The organism is Bacillus sp. NPDC094077, from assembly GCF_050279465.1.
Lineage (GTDB): Bacteria > Bacillota > Bacilli > Bacillales > Bacillaceae_G > Bacillus_A.
The window spans coordinates 783,486-800,024 of the sequence record NZ_JBNNUF010000001.1 but is presented as its reverse complement, the minus strand read 5'-3'; the positions used below and the strand labels follow the sequence as shown (position 1 = coordinate 800,024).

Below are 16,539 nucleotides of genomic sequence, written 5' to 3'. Positions count from 1 at the left end.
TAATTTGTTTAAAGTGAGGTAATGTAATGGATAATAAAATCGTATATGTCGTATCTGACTCTGTAGGAGAAACGGCTGATTTGGTTGTTCGAGCGGCAATGGGACAATTCCCATTCGCTCCTGATATTAGACGTGTACCGTATGTAGAAGATACAGGGACATTAAAAGAAGTGATTTCGATTGCAAAGAGCAATCGAGCGCTTATTTGTTTTACGTTAGTGAAGCCTGATATGCGTCGATATTTATTAACAGAAGCGGCGAAAGAAGGGGTAGAGGCATACGATATTATCGGACCTCTTATCGATCAGATTGAAGAAATTACGGGGCAAGTGCCAAGATATGAGCCTGGTGTTGTTCGTAGATTAGATGAAGAATACTTTAAGAAAATTGAAGCGATTGAATTTGCTGTGAAGTATGATGATGGTAGAGATGCACGTGGTATTTTAAAAGCCGATATCGTATTGATTGGAGTTTCACGTACATCAAAAACACCACTTTCTCAATATTTAGCTCATAACAAACGTTTGAAGGTTGCCAATGTACCACTCGTACCAGAAGTAGATCCGCCTGAAGAATTATATCAAGTGGCAAAAGAAAAATGTTTCGGTTTGAAAATTACGCCAGATAAGTTGAATCATATTCGAAAAGAACGATTAAAATCACTTGGATTAAGTGATGGAGCGACATACGCAAATATTAATCGTATTAAAGAAGAAATTGATCACTTTGAGCAAGTAATTAGTAAAATTAATTGTCAAGTAATTGATGTATCGAATAAAGCGATTGAAGAAACAGCAAATATTATTGTGAATGCAGTGCAAAACCAAAAAATGTTTTAGCACATTTACCAAAGGTGAATGTGCTTTTTTGCTCGCATGAAATGCGATATCTGCGGATTAGTAATAAATGATAGCGGAGTGGTTATACTTATATTCTTCTGTTTTCTCATTATATTAAAGGTGGGGTTTCGTTATCCTGAAATGTAAGATGAAAAAATAAAGGGATATGTAGCGTAGTTGAAGAAAATATATTATAATAAAAAATTGTGATAAAAACCTATATTTTACGTTTAGACTTTAATTTTTCAGAATAAACTAGGGATAGGATTTACGAAAAAGACATGTAATTACGTTAAATCGACAAAATCTATACAAGAAAACGCACATTATGGAAGGATTCACAGAAGGGATGTAGAATACAGAAATATGCAAAACATCAAAAAGATATTAGTTGGTGTAGATGCATGACCCGTGAAGGCTGAAATTGTGCAAGTTGGAACGAAATTTCATGTCGAAATTTTGTTTGTCGCATCATATGCTCATCGTTTAAGAAAACAGCAAGGCAATTGGATCTATGTAGATTCTAAACAAGATGAAGTTGATTTTTATATTTATCAACATGCAAAAGCAACGGATCTCGTGATCACACAGGATATGGCGCTTGCCAGTTTTCTTGTAAAAAGGTGTATATGTATTGTCTCCAAGAGGTACATTTGTAACAGATGAGCAAATGGATACAATTTTATATAGTAGGTATGTATCTGCGAATTTACGCAGACAAGGGATCTATACGAAAGGTCCAAAATCGTTTACACAACGTGATCGACAGCACCTTCTAACAAGTTTAGAAAAAATATTGTCGAATTATAAAGGAATTTTTTAATTTATATCGAATACAAAATACGACACGGAGATGGAGTTATGGGGAACAGAATTCCCGAAGAAGTTGTTGAACAAATTCGGACGTCATCCGATATTGTCGAAGTGATTGGTGAGTACGTTCAACTTAGAAAGCAGGGGCGCAACTATTTCGGCCTTTGTCCATTTCATGGTGAGAATTCTCCTTCATTCTCTGTTTCATCTGATAAGCAAATTTTTCATTGCTTCGGATGTGGAGAAGGCGGAAATGTATTTTCCTTTTTGATGAAAATGGAAGGACTGGCTTTTACCGAGGCTGTTCAAAAGCTTGGTGAAAGAAATGGAATTGCGGTTGCAGAGTATACATCAGGGCAAGGACAACAAGAAGACATATCCGATGACACTGTCATCATGCAACAGGCTCATGAACTTTTAAAGAAGTATTATCATCATTTATTAGTAAATACGGAAGAGGGAAATGAAGCACTTTCGTATTTATTAAAACGTGGTATTACGAAAGAGATGATTGAGAAGTTTGAAATTGGTTATGCATCACCTGCTTGGGATGCAGCAACGAAAATTTTACAAAAAAGAGGTTTATCGCTGTCTAGTATGGAACAAGCTGGTCTTCTAATAAGAAGTGAGAAGGATGGTAGTCATTATGATCGCTTCCGTGGAAGAGTTATGTTTCCAATCCATACGTTACAAGGTAAGGTGATAGCGTTTAGTGGAAGGGCGTTAGGAGATGACACTCCGAAATATTTAAATAGCCCTGAAACACCGATTTTTCACAAAAGTAAATTGTTGTATAACTTCCACAAAGCACGGCCGTTTATTAGAAAACGTGGGCAAGTGGTCCTTTTTGAAGGCTATGCCGACGTACTAGCTGCGGTAAAAAGTGGTGTGGAAGAAGCTGTTGCGACGATGGGAACAGCTTTAACGGAAGAACAAGCAAAACTTCTGCGACGTAACGTTGAAACTGTTGTTCTTTGCTATGATGGTGATAAAGCAGGGCGAGAGGCGACAATGAAAGCAGGGCAATTATTGTTGCAAGTTGGTTGCCAAGTGAAAGTTACATCCTTGCCAGATAAGCTTGATCCTGATGAATATGTGCAACAATATGGGACTACCGCTTTTGAAAATCTTGTGAAATCAAGTATAAGTTTTGTTGGTTTTAAAATAAATTATTTGCGTTTAGGGAAAAATTTGCAAGATGAGTCTGGCAAAGAAGAATATGTGAAAAGTGTTTTAAAAGAGTTATCGTTGCTACAGGATGCGATGCAGGCAGAATCATATTTGAAGTCATTATCGCAAGAATTTTCGTATTCAATGGAAACACTTTTGAATCAATTGCACCAATATCGCAAAGAACAAAAGGTACAGCAAAAACAAGTAAAGCAGGTTTCTAAGCCATCTCAAATTGTTCAAACAAAACCGAAGTTAACAGGTTTTGAAAGAGCAGAAAGAGAAATTATTTACCATATGTTGCAAAGTGCAGAAGTGGCTGTTCGTATGGAACCCCATATAGAAGATTTTCATACAGAAGAACATAAAGGGATTTTATATGAACTGTACGCATATTATGAAAAGGGAAATGAACCTTCAGTCGGAACATTTTTAAGTTGGCTCTCTGATGAAAAGTTGAAAAATATTATTACTGATATTTCGACGGATGAATTTATTAATCCAGAATACACAGAAGAAGTGTTGCAAGGCCATTTGGAGACGCTCAGACGTCATCAGGAAAAACTTGAAAAGATGGAAATCATCTTTAAAGTAAAACAAATGGAAAAAACAGATCCTGTAGAGGCTGCTAAATATTATGTAGCATATTTACAAAATCAAAAAGCGAGAAAATAGCTTTTTTGATAAAGTTTTAGTATAATGAATGTTTGTATCTCGCGTAAGGAGGGGAACAGATGGCTGACAAACCAGCTCGTTCTAAACAAATTGAAACTGAAATGACCCTTGAGCAAGTGAAAGAACAACTCACTGAGCTCGGAAAAAAACGTGGCGTTCTTACATATGAAGAGATTGCAGAACGCATGAATGGATTTGAAATTGAATCCGATCAAATGGATGAATACTATGAATATTTAGGTGAACAAGGGATTGACTTAGTTGGCGACAATGACAACGACGAAGGTCCTAATAATCGCCAAATTACAAAAGCGGAAGAAGAATTCGACCTCAATGATTTAAGTGTGCCACCAGGTGTGAAAATCAATGATCCTGTTCGTATGTATTTAAAAGAAATTGGTCGTGTAGACTTACTATCTGCAGAAGAAGAAATTCGACTTGCAACGCGTATTGAAGAAGGCGATGAAGAAGCGAAACGTCGTCTTGCAGAAGCGAACTTACGTCTTGTAGTAAGTATTGCAAAGCGCTACGTGGGCCGTGGTATGCTTTTCTTAGACTTAATCCAAGAAGGGAATATGGGTCTAATTAAAGCGGTTGAAAAGTTCGATTATCGTAAAGGTTTCAAATTTAGTACGTATGCAACTTGGTGGATTCGCCAAGCGATTACACGTGCGATTGCAGACCAAGCGCGAACAATTCGTATTCCAGTTCATATGGTTGAAACAATTAATAAGTTAATTCGTGTACAACGTCAATTATTACAAGATTTAGGACGCGAACCATCTCCTGAAGAGATTGGTGAAGAAATGGATCTTGCTCCAGAAAAAGTACGCGAAATCTTAAAAATTGCACAGGAGCCAGTTTCTCTTGAAACACCAATTGGTGAAGAAGATGACTCCCATTTAGGTGATTTTATTGAAGACCAAGAAGCAACATCGCCTGCGGACCATGCAGCGTATGAATTGCTAAAAGAACAATTAGAAGATGTGTTAGATACACTAACAGATCGTGAAGAAAATGTTCTACGTCTTCGTTTTGGTTTAGATGATGGACGAACTCGTACGCTTGAAGAAGTTGGGAAAGTATTCGGCGTAACGAGAGAACGTATCCGTCAAATTGAAGCAAAAGCACTTCGTAAATTAAGACATCCAAGCCGCAGTAAACGTCTTAAGGATTTCTTAGAATAGGTTCTTTTTAAGTTTACTTCACCTTTGTGAAGTAAACTTTTTTATTTTGTTAATTTTTGTTAAAATTTATCTATCGGCAACGATTACAATTTCTTGTAATTTATTTTACAGAATTGTCTTTTGATTTGCAAATGCTCATTTTTCGATTTTTCGATTAATTTTGTTTATTCTATACAAAAAAATATGTAGAAAAGCGAAAAATATGATGAGAAACGTTAATAATTATCGAAATAATAAGCGATATAGCAATAAAAAACAATAAACTGAATTTATGGAATATTTTTAACAAGTGGCAGTTTACTCTTTTCTGATAGAGCGTTTTCAAGTACAATGGAAATGACTGAATCATCTAACTATTTAGGGGTATAGAGGGGGGAGAAGAGATATGAAACGTAATCCGCTGATTCCGTTCGCTCTTATTGCAGCATTAGGTATTATCGTTATGTTTGTATTTTCATTTCAGGGGCTAAATAAATCTAAAGAGTTAGCTGATGCAAAAAATGGCGGGAAGCCAACGCAAACAGCATCGAAGCCGGAGGATATTGTGAAGCAAAGCTGTACGAGCTGTCATGGTGATCAGTTACAAGGAGCGGTAGGACCTAACTTACAAAAAATTGGTGGGAAACTTTCAAAGGATGAAATTAAAGAAATTCTTTCGAAAGGAAAAGGAAATATGCCACCAAATGTAGTTCCAGCTGATCAAGCAGCTAAAGTAGCTGATTGGTTATCGAAGAAAAAATAAAGTTTCGTATAACAAGCCTTTTGCAAAAGCAAAAGGCTTGTTTTTCTATACTTTCTAAAATACGATGAGTAATAGAGAATTGAATTGTTATTATGGGCTTGCAACAACTACTATAAATTCATTATCATGGAGACAGACTGACAAGAGAAGGAGTAATGGAAATACATGAATGAAGTAAAGCTTTCAAAACGATTAGAAGAAGTTGTGCGTGAGATTCCAGTAGGATCTACAATTGCTGATATTGGATCGGATCATGCGTATTTACCGTGTTATACAATTATAAATAATATTGCTACAAAAGCAGTTGCAGGAGAAGTTGTAGATGGGCCATTCCGCTCTGCACAAGCAACTGTAGCTGAAAGTGGCTTACAAGATAAAGTAGACGTGCGTAAGGGTAATGGATTAGCAGTTATTACACCAGGAGAAGTAGATGTTATTACAATTGCTGGTATGGGTGGAGCGTTAATTCGTGACATTTTAGAAAGTGGTAAAGAAAAACTTGAAGGTGTAACGCGTTTAATTTTACAGCCGAATATTGCTGCGCACCATATTCGTGAATGGTTTATTGAAAATGGATGGGAGCTTATCCATGAGAAAATCGTAAAAGAAGACGGAAAGATTTACGAGATTTTAGTTGGGGAACGAGGAAATATTGCAGCACCTTACTCGGATAATAAACAAGCTGAATTATTTATGGGTCCATTTTTAATGAAAGAAAAGAGTGCAGCTTTTGTTGAAAAGTGGGAAGGGGAATTGGAAAATTTCCAAAATATCCTAAAACAATTAGAGCGTGCGGCTGATTCTGAAGAGACAAAAACGAAACGTGCAGAAATAGAAGTGAAAATGAAAATGATAGGAGAGGTTTTATCATGAGTAAAATTCCAAATGGCCATGAAATTATTTCTTTATTTGAAAGTATGTATCCGAAGCATTTGGCGATGGAAGGAGATAAGATTGGTTTACAGATTGGAGCACTTAATAAACCCGTGCAGCACGTATTGATTGCTTTAGATGTAACGGAGGAAGTTGTGGATGAAGCGATTCAATTAGGAGCGAATGTCATTATTGCACATCACCCTTTAATTTTTAATCCGTTAAAAGCGATTCATACAGATAAAGCGTACGGAAGAATTATTGAAGCGTGTATTAAAAATGATATTGCAGTTTATGCCGCTCATACAAATGTAGATGTTGCGAAAGGTGGAGTAAATGATTTACTTGCTGATGCGCTAGGTTTACAACATACAGAAGTATTAGTTCCGACATATGCGGAAGAAATGAAAAAAATTGTTGTGTTTGTACCAGTAACTCATGCAGAAGAAGTGCGTAAAGCACTGGGAGACGCAGGTGCTGGTCATATCGGTAATTATAGCCACTGTACGTTCAGTAGTGAGGGAGCAGGTACGTTTGTACCTCAGGAGGGAACAAATCCTTATATCGGGGAAACTGGGCAGTTAGAACGTGTGGAAGAGGTACGTATCGAAACGATAATTCCAGCTTCACTACAAAGAAAAGTTATGAAAGAGATGTTGGTAGCTCACCCATATGAAGAAGTGGCATATGATGTATATCCTCTTGATAATAAAGGTGAAACCTTAGGTCTTGGAAAAATAGGATATTTACAAGAAGCAATGACGCTTGGGCAGTTTGCTGAACATGTGAAACAATCATTAGACGTGAAGGGCGCAAGAGTTGTCGGCAAGTTAGATGATAAAGTGCGTAAAGTCGCTGTACTTGGTGGAGACGGTAATAAATATATAAACCAAGCGAAATTTAAAGGGGCAGATGTATATGTAACAGGTGACATGTATTACCATGTTGCTCATGATGCGATGATGCTCGGTTTAAATATAGTTGATCCAGGACATAACGTTGAAAAAGTAATGAAGCAAGGTGTGCAAAAGCAACTGCAAGAAAAAGTGGATGCAAAGAAATTTAATGTACAAATTCATGCTTCGCAGTTACATACAGATCCATTCACATTTGTATAAGAAAAATAAAAACCGTTGCTCATGTAGGCAACGGTTTTTATTATTGTTCTTTTTTCACTTTTACACGAGGTAAGATCTTTTGAAGTGGTACTTTTCGAATTCTTTCCCACGTAGTTGGGTTTGTTGGGTCATATTGCTCTAAGAAAGCGATAACCTCTTTTGTAATTGGTGTTGGAGTAGAAGCACCTGCTGTAACAGCTACGTTTTCTACACCTTGTAGCCACTCTAATTGAATTTCACTTACATCTGCAACACGATAGGCTTTTGTACCAGCAATTTCTTGTGATACTTGCGCTAAGCGATTTGAATTGTTACTTTTTGGATCACCAACAACGATTGTTAAATCTGCCACATCCGCTTGTTTAGCTACAGCTTCTTGGCGAACTTGAGTTGCTAAACAAATTTCCTTATGGAATTCTGCTGTTGGAAATTTTTTCTGAATGTCTTCCATTAAATGTTGAACATCCCATTGACTCATTGTTGTTTGATTCGTAACTAAAATTTTATCCGTTGGGATTTCTAATGTTTCTAAATCATCAGCTCTTTCGATAAGATGAACGATATCAGGTGCAATACCAACCGCGCCTTCTGGCTCTGGATGTCCTTTTTTACCGATATAAATGACATGGTACCCTTCTGCTTTCTTTGCTTCAATAAGGTCATGCGTTTTTGTAACATCTGGACAAGTGGCATCAATTGTCGTTAAACCTTTTTCTTTTGCGCGTTGTTTCACTTCAGGAGAAACACCGTGAGCAGTAAAAATAACAGTGCCAGAATCGATTTGATCTAAAATATCTAAGCGACTTGGTCCGTCTAACGTAATGATTCCATCTTCTTCAAAAGCGTCTGTAACATGTTTATTGTGAACAATCATACCTAAAATATAAATGGGTCTCGGTAATGATTTATCTAATGCAGCGTTACGTGCAATCACCATTGCATCGACAACACCGTAGCAATAACCACGAGGGGAAATTTTAACAATTTTCATGTGAGTAATCCTCTCCTTCTAAACAAGGGATACTTTTGTGCATAGTCTTTTACATTATAAAGGAGGAGTGGATAGAAAACAAAGGATTGTTACACATATAGTTTTGGTTTTGTTGCTGTTTGTTGAACAGGTTCTTCTGGTAATTCTTTTTCTATTACAGGCTCAATCACTATTTTTTTTCGCTTTCTTTTTCTATTTTGGGGCGTAGGAGGTGGAGTTGCTACCTCAACCTGCTCTGTTACATCTTCAGTTTGATTTTCTTCCGTACTTTTTCCAGAGGTGAGGATTTTAACAATGCTTGGTAAACTACGCATAATGGGGCCATACTGTTCGACGACAGGACCTACAGATTGAACGACTTGTGATACTTTTTCGATATTATTTATCATGTTAGTTGGATTCGAAATTAAATTCGAAAAAAAACTTCCGATGCCGCTGTTAGATGTCGCGGCAGCTGTAGTTGTTGCGGCGCCACGCGTTTCATTTGATTCATACATTTGAGGTGGTATCATTTGTTGGGGAGGCTGCTGCATGTATGGTTGCTGTTGTTGCTGATACTGTTGTGGATATTGCTGCGGGTATTGCTGTTGATATTGCTGCGGCGGTTGCTGATGCATCATCGGTGGCCCTTCCATTTGTCGATAAGGCGGAACCATTTGCATGAAAGGTTCGGTCGGATCGTGTTTTTTAAAGAGTTTAGCAAGGAAACCCTTCTTTTTTTGTGCCATCGGTGGTAGTTGTGGAATGGGATATGGCGTGTAAGGTTGCTGCCCTTGATTCGGATACATTTGCCTTATAGGGGATTTTGGATACATATGAGAAATCCTCCTTTCTTCAGTTAGGTATATACACATACAATATGCAGTAAAGAGTAAGAAGGTTAGTTTTTGGGATGAAAACCTAAACTAAAGATGGATTTTACCTTTAGATTTCGATATAATGTAGACTTGACTGATTTGTGCACGCAGTAGAAAATTTAGAAAGAAGGTGTAACTTATGACACAACAAACTTTTACACAGTATGATTTTAAACCATTTTTAATAGATGCAGTTCGTGAACTACGCTTTACAGAGCCGACAGGAATTCAGCAGAAAATTTTCCCGGTCGTGAAAAAAGGTGTAAGTGTAATTGGACAATCCCAAACGGGTTCTGGGAAAACACATGCATACTTACTTCCTACACTGAACAGAATTAATGCAAATCGTGAAGAAGTACAACTTGTTATTACAGCGCCTACTCGTGAGTTAGCACAACAAATTTACGAAGAAATCGTGAAATTAACAAAGTTCTGTGCGGAAGATCAAATGATTACAGCGCGTTGTTTAATTGGTGGAACTGATAAACAGCGATCAATTGAAAAGTTGAAAAAACAACCTCATATTGTAGTTGGAACACCAGGGCGTATTAAAGACTTAGTAGAAGAACAAGCGTTATTTGTTCATAAAGCAAATACGATTATTGTCGATGAAGCAGACTTAATGCTTGATATGGGATTCATTCAAGATGTAGACAAAATTGCAGCGCGCATGCCTAAAAACTTGCAAATGCTAGTTTTCTCTGCAACAATTCCTCAAAAACTAAAACCGTTTCTGAAGAAATATATGGAGAATCCAGAGCATATTCATATCAATCCAAAACAAGTTGCGGCTGGAAATATTGAGCATTATTTAGTGCCCTCTAAACATCGTAACAAAATCGATTTAGTGAAAAAGATGTTACTTCAATTTAAACCGTATTTAGCAATTGTTTTCACAAATACGAAGAAAATGGCAGACCAAGTGGCTGACGGATTAACAGAGCGTGGTTTAAAAGTTGGACGAATTCACGGAGATTTAACACCACGTGATCGTAAAAAAATGATGAAGCAAATTCGTGACCTTGAATTCCAATATATTGTTGCGACAGATTTAGCAGCTCGTGGTATCGATATTGAAGGAATTAGCCATGTTATTAACTATGAACTTCCATCAGATTTAGATTTCTTCGTTCACCGCGTTGGAAGAACAGCACGTGCAGGTTATTCAGGTATTGCAGTAACGATCTATGACCCAGCAAACGAAGAAGCGTTAGATAGTTTAGAAAAACAACGTCATATCGAGTTTAAGCATGTAGATTTACGCGGAGATGATTGGGTGGATCTAGGTGACCGTCGTCGTCGTAAGAGCCGTAAAAAACCGAATGATGAACTTGATGTTATGGCAACAAAAGTTGTTAAAAAGCCGAAAAAAGTAAAACCAAATTATAAGCGAAAGCTTGCAACAGAACGTGAAAAAGTGAAACGAAAATATAGCAATAAAAAAAGATAAGGGGAATCCCCTTATCTTTTTTTATCCATTTCATTTATGTAGTAATTTTTGTATAGGAACAATTCGCTACATATTTCTACAAATTATGCTATCATTATAACTATTGTAAATTGAAGAGGTGATTGTATGTTAAAGATTGGATCTCATGTTTCAATGAGTGGTAAGAAGATGTTATTAGCAGCAAGTGAAGAGGCTGTTTCATACGGTGCAACGACGTTTATGATATATACAGGTGCACCGCAAAATACAAGAAGAAAACCAATTGAAGAATTGAACATAGAAGCAGGAAGAAAGCATATGGAACTGAACGGTATTGAGGAAATTATCGTCCATGCGCCATATATTATTAATGTTGGGAATACGACGAAGCCAGAAACGTTCCAATTAGGTGTAGACTTCCTTCGCATGGAAATTGAAAGAACAGCAGCGTTAGGTGTAGCGAAACAAATTGTTCTTCATCCAGGAGCCCACGTTGGTGCAGGAGCAGATGCTGGTATTCAACAAATTATTAAGGGACTTAACGAAGTACTAACGCCAGAACAAACGGTTAATATTGCGCTAGAAACGATGGCAGGAAAAGGAACTGAATGTGGTCGTAGCTTCGAAGAAATTGCGAAAATCATTGATGGTGTAAAATATAATGAGAAACTATCTGTATGCTTTGATACGTGTCATACGCACGATGCAGGGTATGATATTGTAAATGATTTTGACGGTGTGTTAAATGAATTTGATAAGATTGTTGGAATTAATCGTTTACAAGTACTTCATATTAATGATAGTAAAAATGTACGCGGGGCAGGAAAAGACCGTCATGAAAACATCGGTTTCGGTCACATTGGCTATAAAGCATTGCATCACATTGTACATCATCCGCAGTTAATGCATGTACCGAAAATCCTTGAAACACCGTATGTAGGGGAAGATAAAAAAGATAAGAAGCCACCATACAAATTGGAAATCGAAATGCTGAAAAACGGTACTTTTGATGAGGGACTTCTTGAAAAAATTAAAGCACAATAAGGAGGGGATTTTCCCCTCCTTATTTTAGTAGTTGTTGAAATAATATATTTACTTGTTGGGCGGTAGCAGGAGAGGTTACTTTTGCGATTTGTTTTAAAAGCTCTAGTCGTTCGTTATTATCGTAAATGTTAATATTCTTTCCTTTCATAAGTAAAACAATTTGATCAGCTTGTGCGGTTGTAATCGGAACTTCATATTCTTTACTATATTTCAATAACTCCTTTGTAGAAATATGATTTAATTTTTTATTAACAATTTGTTTAATGAGGTTCATCGTGTTATCCTCCTTCACACGTTCTTCTATCGAAATATATGAGCATATAGCTTGTACATATTCTTATAGAGTTTCTTTTTTCATGAGGAAAAGAAGCGTATGTTATAATGTAAGGACAAAACTACAGAGAAAGAGTATAAGGAGGACTTATGGAAAAAAAGCAACATCGAAAAGAAAGTGTTATTCATCTCATCTATCGTTTAGTTATGATTATTTTTGGAGCAGCATGCGCGGCGGTGGCAATCGAACTATTTTTAATGCCAAATAAAATTATTGATGGTGGAATTATTGGTATTTCTCTTATATTAGATTATCTTACTCCGAATATTTGGTGGTTAAGCTTTTCTACTTTAGTCGTTATTCTCAATATCCCGTTTATGTACTCGGGTTATAAGCAAATTGGAAAAACATTCATGTTATCTTCGGCATTTGGTATCGTAGCTTTAGCGTTTATTGAATCAACATTACATGCAGTGCCGCCATTTACAACGGAGCCAATTTTAGCGACAGTGTTTGGTGGTCTCATTTTAGGTCTTGGTGTAGGGCTTGTGATTCGTCATGGTGGATCGTTAGATGGAACTGAAATTATGGGTATTTTATTAACGAAGAAATTACCGTTTTCTGTTGGTGAATTCGTAATGTTTGTGAATTTATTCATTTTTGCATGGGCAGCATTTGTATTTGGTGTTGAACAAGCAATGTATTCTGTTATGACGTACTATATCGCATTCAAAACAATTGATACAGTAATTCAAGGGTTAGATGAAACGAAAGCAGTTTTAATTGTATCAGATCAATATGAGGAAGTATCAAATGCAATATTGCATCGCCTTGGTCGTGGAACTACAAAGCTTGTAGCAAAAGGTGGCTATACAGATAAAGAAAAAGAAGTTATTTATGCAGTTGTAACGCGTCTGGAAGTGACGAAGTTAAAATCAATTGTGCATGAAATTGATGAAAATGCGTTCGTTACTATTATGAGTACGCAAGAGACAAATGGTGGTAAGTTTAAATCAGCTATTCACTAAAAAGTTAATCCTGCTATTTGTGGGAGTTTACTGCCCGTAAAAGCCTGATTTGTTCAACTAATAATCAGTGGGGATGGGCCCCCCTCTGATTAAAGTTTCACTTTATAGGAATATTTTTCGGAAGCAGAGAATTTTTCTCTGCTTTTTGTTATAATAATAAGGTTTCTTGAAAAAATAGATATATTTTAGGCAGATTGGTTTACAACTATAATAAGCTGTACTATAATTCAAATAGATATAAATCGGAATCATTCTGAATTAAAATAGGTGAGATACTATGGATAATATATTAGAGATTGAAGGATTAACATTTCGATATGAAGATCGAAATGTGTTAGAGGATATTAATTTGCAAGTTCCGAAGGGAGCTTTTTTAGGTTTAGTTGGACCGAATGGTTCAGGAAAATCAACTTTGCTTAAATGTTTATTAGGCGTTTTAAAGCCAAAACAGGGAAGTATTCGTTTGTTTGGTGTTGATAGCAAGAAGTTTAAAGAATGGAACAAAGTTGGCTATGTATCCCAAAAAGCAAATAGCTTTAACTCTGGTTTTCCAGCAACTGTTTTTGAAGTTGTTTCAATGGGACTCGTTTCGAAAAAAGGGCTTTTTCGCTTTTTCACAAAAGACGATAAGACAAAGGTAGAAAAAGCGATTGCTGATGTAGGGATGAGTGAGTTTCAAGGTCGTAATATTGGAGAGCTTTCTGGTGGACAACAACAGCGTGTATTTATTGCTCGTGCGCTCGTTAGTGATCCTGAATTAATTATTTTGGACGAGCCTACTGTTGGGATCGATGTGAAAAATGTAGAAAGTTTTTATGAGATATTAGAGGATTTAAACAAAAAGTTGGGAATCACATTAATTCTTGTTACTCATGACATGGGAGCTGTTACCGAAAAAGTAACACATGTTGCATGCCTAAACCAACATCTACATTTCCATGGAAATGTAGAGAAGTTCCGAGAGTTAGAAGATGCAGAAATGTCCGTCTTATATGGACATCATGTTCACCGCTTAGAACACGAGCATGAGCATCACGGGAGGATATAATGATACAAGATTTTTTACAATATGACTTTTTACGTAATTCTTTATACGCAGGTATTTTAATAGGGCTTGTTGCACCGCTTATCGGTGTGTTCGTTGTAATTCGCCGCATGTCGCTTATTGCAGATGCGTTAAGTCATGTGACGTTATCGGGTATTGCTGCAAGTTTATTACTTGAAAAAACAATTTTTACAGGGGGATTTTTAAATCCTTTATATATGGGAATGATTTTCTCGATTGGTGGAGCGTTACTGATTGAAAAATTGCGAACTGTATATAAGCATTATCAAGAATTAGCAATTCCAATTATTCTTTCAGCAGGAATGGGCATCGGTGTTATTTTCATTTCACTTGCAAATGGATTTAACACAGATTTATTTAGTTATTTATTTGGTAGTGTAAGTGCTGTTACAAGTACGGATTTAATTATTATCGGTATTGTAGCAATTGTTGTTATTGCAACGATTAGTTTATTATACAAAGAGTTGTTTTTACTATCATTTGATGAGGAATACGCTGTATCAACCGGTTTGAGTGCAAAGTGGATTCACTTTATTTTTATTATTTTAGTTGCGCTTGTTATTGCAGTATCAATGCGTGTTGTAGGTGTTCTTCTCGTATCATCTTTAATGACGTTACCAGTTGCAGCAAGTATTCGTATTGCTAAGGGATTTAAACAAACAATTTTCTTTTCCATTTTATTTGGTGAAATTGCAGTAATTGGTGGAATGTTTGCTTCGTATCAACTTGATCTAGCACCAGGTGGTACAATTGTTATGATAGCAGTTCTTATTTTGATCGGTGCAATTTTATGGAAGAAGAAAAAAACTGCATAAAGTAGGGATAGGTATGAATCTAACAGAAGCTTTGCGCCTAATGAAAGAAAAAGGATACAAACATACTGGGAAAAGAGAAGAGATGCTCCGATTATTTGCGGCTCACAATCGTTATTTAACTGCGAAAGACGTTTTAGAGCATATGAAGGATGATTATCCAGGTCTTAGCTTTGATACGATTTATCGTAACTTAACGGTTTTTGCCGAAATCGGTGTTTTAGAACAAACGGAATTAAATGGTGAAAAACATTTTCGTTTTACATGTTCCATTATGGAACATCATCATCATTTTATTTGTTTAGATTGCGGGGGCACGAAAGAGATTACTTCCTGCCCAATGGATTTTATGAATAAAAATTTTAACGGTTATGAAGTAACGGGGCATAAATTTGAAATATATGGTCGTTGTCCAAAATGTGTAAAGTAAAAGCTTGTCGGTTATATAACTGACGAGCTTTTTTACATAGAAAAGAAGGTTGCTCACAACTTATTGTGGCAACCTTCTTTTTACTGTTCTTGTGTTTCTTTTTCTTTGTCTCTTTCAGCAGCCATTTCAGCAGCAATTACATCAATTTCTTTTTTAAGTTCTTCTACCATTATTTCTTCTGGTACTTTACGAACAACTTGCCCTTTACGGAATAATAATCCTTCTCCACGTGCACCAGCAATACCGATATCGGCTTCACGAGCTTCACCAGGACCGTTTACAGCACAGCCAAGTACTGCAACTTTAATTGGTACTTGCAGGGTAGAAATATATTCTTCTACTTCGTTAGCGATGCTAATTAAATCAATTTCAATACGACCGCAAGTTGGACAAGAGATAAGTGTTGCTGCGTTAGATGCAAGACCGAATGACTTTAATAGTTCACGCGCAACTTTTACTTCTTCAACTGGATCCGCACTTAATGAAATACGTAGTGTATTTCCAATACCTTTACTTAAGATTGCCCCAAGACCAGCGGCACTTTTTACAGTTCCAGCAAACAATGTTCCTGATTCTGTAATACCTAAATGTAATGGATAATCAAAAGCACGAGCAGCTTTTTCATATGCCTCAATTGCTAAGTTAACATCAGAGGCTTTCATAGATACGATAATATCGTGGAAATCTAAGTCCTCTAAAATTTTAATGTGATGTAGTGCGCTCTCAACCATACCATCTGCAGTTGGGTACCCATACTTTTCTAAAATGTGACGCTCTAATGAACCAGCGTTTACACCGATACGGATTGGAATACCGCGCTCTTTTGCTGCATTTACAACAGCTTCTACTTTATGGCGACGACCAATGTTACCCGGGTTGATACGTACTTTATCAATGCCGCCTTCAATTGCTTTTAAGGCAAGGCGATAATCAAAATGAATATCAGCAACAAGTGGAATGTTGATTTGTTTTTTTATATCAGCAATAGCATTTGCTGCACGTTCATCTGGAACAGCAACACGGACGACTTGACAGCCAGCTTCTTCTAAACGTTTAATTTCAGCAACTGTTGCTTCAACATCATGTGTTTTTGTTGTTGTCATACTTTGTATAATTAATTCATTATTACCGCCAATTGTTAAATTACCGACTTTAACTGGACGTGTTTTTGTACGATGAGTCATTTCATTC

General features: G+C 36.5%; 16 protein-coding genes and 1 pseudogene. 13 read left to right on the top strand and 4 right to left on the bottom strand.

Translation table 11 applies throughout. From position 1 onward, the window contains the following. The first annotated feature begins 26 nt into the window (after positions 1-26). The 7 genes and pseudogenes from ACQKNR_RS04155 to ACQKNR_RS04125 all read left to right on the top strand — a co-directional run bounded on the left by ACQKNR_RS04155 (position 27) and on the right by ACQKNR_RS04125 (position 7,417). On the top strand, positions 27-839 hold the full coding sequence (locus tag ACQKNR_RS04155; RefSeq protein WP_427315568.1) for a pyruvate, water dikinase regulatory protein: 813 nt from the start codon (positions 27-29) through the stop codon (positions 837-839). Between the two features lie 411 nt (positions 840-1,250). Then, a pseudogene (locus ACQKNR_RS04150) lies at positions 1,251-1,662 on the top strand (YaiI/YqxD family protein). Between the two features lie 38 nt (positions 1,663-1,700). After that, the gene (gene dnaG, locus ACQKNR_RS04145) at positions 1,701-3,497 is read left to right on the top strand and encodes a DNA primase (protein WP_193410374.1); all 1,797 of its coding nucleotides are present in this window, start codon (positions 1,701-1,703) and stop codon (positions 3,495-3,497) included. Between the two features lie 59 nt (positions 3,498-3,556). Continuing rightward, on the top strand, positions 3,557-4,684 hold the full coding sequence (rpoD, locus tag ACQKNR_RS04140) for an RNA polymerase sigma factor RpoD (protein ID WP_000764061.1): 1,128 nt from the start codon (positions 3,557-3,559) through the stop codon (positions 4,682-4,684). Positions 4,685-5,069: 385 nt separating this feature from the next. Continuing rightward, positions 5,070-5,426 carry a cytochrome c550 gene (cccA, locus tag ACQKNR_RS04135; RefSeq protein ID WP_427315565.1) on the top strand — a complete coding sequence of 119 codons (357 nt, stop codon included), beginning with the start codon at positions 5,070-5,072 and terminating at the stop codon, positions 5,424-5,426. Between the two features lie 165 nt (positions 5,427-5,591). After that, complete coding sequence (locus tag ACQKNR_RS04130) at positions 5,592-6,299, top strand: tRNA (adenine(22)-N(1))-methyltransferase (protein ID WP_427315563.1); 708 nt, start codon at positions 5,592-5,594, stop codon at positions 6,297-6,299. Then, positions 6,296-7,417, top strand: coding sequence for a Nif3-like dinuclear metal center hexameric protein (locus ACQKNR_RS04125; RefSeq protein WP_427315561.1), 1,122 nt, complete (start codon positions 6,296-6,298; stop codon positions 7,415-7,417). The genes ACQKNR_RS04130 and ACQKNR_RS04125 overlap by 4 nt, the downstream gene beginning before the upstream one ends. A 40-nt stretch (positions 7,418-7,457) precedes the next feature. On the opposite strand, the gene ACQKNR_RS04120 is transcribed toward ACQKNR_RS04125, so the two are convergent. Then, positions 7,458-8,408, bottom strand: a complete 951-nt coding sequence (locus ACQKNR_RS04120) for a 4-hydroxy-3-methylbut-2-enyl diphosphate reductase (RefSeq protein ID WP_427315559.1) — start codon at positions 8,406-8,408, stop codon at positions 7,458-7,460. 89 nt (positions 8,409-8,497) lie between these two features. Beyond that, complete coding sequence (locus ACQKNR_RS04115) at positions 8,498-9,223, bottom strand: YqfQ family protein (RefSeq protein ID WP_427315557.1); 726 nt, start codon at positions 9,221-9,223, stop codon at positions 8,498-8,500. 181 nt (positions 9,224-9,404) lie between these two features. On the opposite strand from ACQKNR_RS04115, the gene ACQKNR_RS04110 reads away from it, so the two are divergent. Then, complete coding sequence (locus tag ACQKNR_RS04110) at positions 9,405-10,715, top strand: DEAD/DEAH box helicase (RefSeq protein WP_193410369.1); 1,311 nt, start codon at positions 9,405-9,407, stop codon at positions 10,713-10,715. 126 nt (positions 10,716-10,841) lie between these two features. Then, positions 10,842-11,738: a deoxyribonuclease IV gene (locus ACQKNR_RS04105; RefSeq protein WP_427315555.1), complete on the top strand. Its 897-nt coding sequence runs from the start codon at positions 10,842-10,844 to the stop codon at positions 11,736-11,738. 19 nt (positions 11,739-11,757) lie between these two features. On the opposite strand, the gene ACQKNR_RS04100 is transcribed toward ACQKNR_RS04105, so the two are convergent. Beyond that, a complete protein-coding gene (locus ACQKNR_RS04100; RefSeq protein ID WP_098384759.1) occupies positions 11,758-12,012 on the bottom strand; it encodes a DUF2624 domain-containing protein in 255 nt (84 codons plus the stop codon). Between the two features lie 149 nt (positions 12,013-12,161). On the opposite strand from ACQKNR_RS04100, the gene ACQKNR_RS04095 reads away from it, so the two are divergent. From ACQKNR_RS04095 to ACQKNR_RS04080, 4 genes are all read left to right on the top strand, one after another. After that, positions 12,162-13,040: a YitT family protein gene (locus ACQKNR_RS04095; RefSeq protein WP_193410367.1), complete on the top strand. Its 879-nt coding sequence runs from the start codon at positions 12,162-12,164 to the stop codon at positions 13,038-13,040. Positions 13,041-13,317: 277 nt separating this feature from the next. Then, positions 13,318-14,088 (top strand): metal ABC transporter ATP-binding protein, encoded by a 771-nt coding sequence (locus ACQKNR_RS04090; protein WP_427315553.1) that lies wholly within the window; start codon positions 13,318-13,320, stop codon positions 14,086-14,088. After that, positions 14,088-14,921 carry a metal ABC transporter permease gene (locus ACQKNR_RS04085; RefSeq protein ID WP_427315551.1) on the top strand — a complete coding sequence of 278 codons (834 nt, stop codon included), beginning with the start codon at positions 14,088-14,090 and terminating at the stop codon, positions 14,919-14,921. The genes ACQKNR_RS04090 and ACQKNR_RS04085 overlap by 1 nt, the downstream gene beginning before the upstream one ends. 13 nt (positions 14,922-14,934) lie before the next feature. Further along, a complete protein-coding gene (locus ACQKNR_RS04080; RefSeq protein WP_427315549.1) occupies positions 14,935-15,348 on the top strand; it encodes a Fur family transcriptional regulator in 414 nt (137 codons plus the stop codon). An 80-nt stretch (positions 15,349-15,428) separates the two neighbouring features. Here ACQKNR_RS04080 and ispG read toward each other — a convergent pair whose 3' ends face one another. After that, complete coding sequence (ispG, locus tag ACQKNR_RS04075; RefSeq protein WP_427315815.1) at positions 15,429-16,532, bottom strand: flavodoxin-dependent (E)-4-hydroxy-3-methylbut-2-enyl-diphosphate synthase; 1,104 nt, start codon at positions 16,530-16,532, stop codon at positions 15,429-15,431. Positions 16,533-16,539 lie beyond the last annotated feature (7 nt).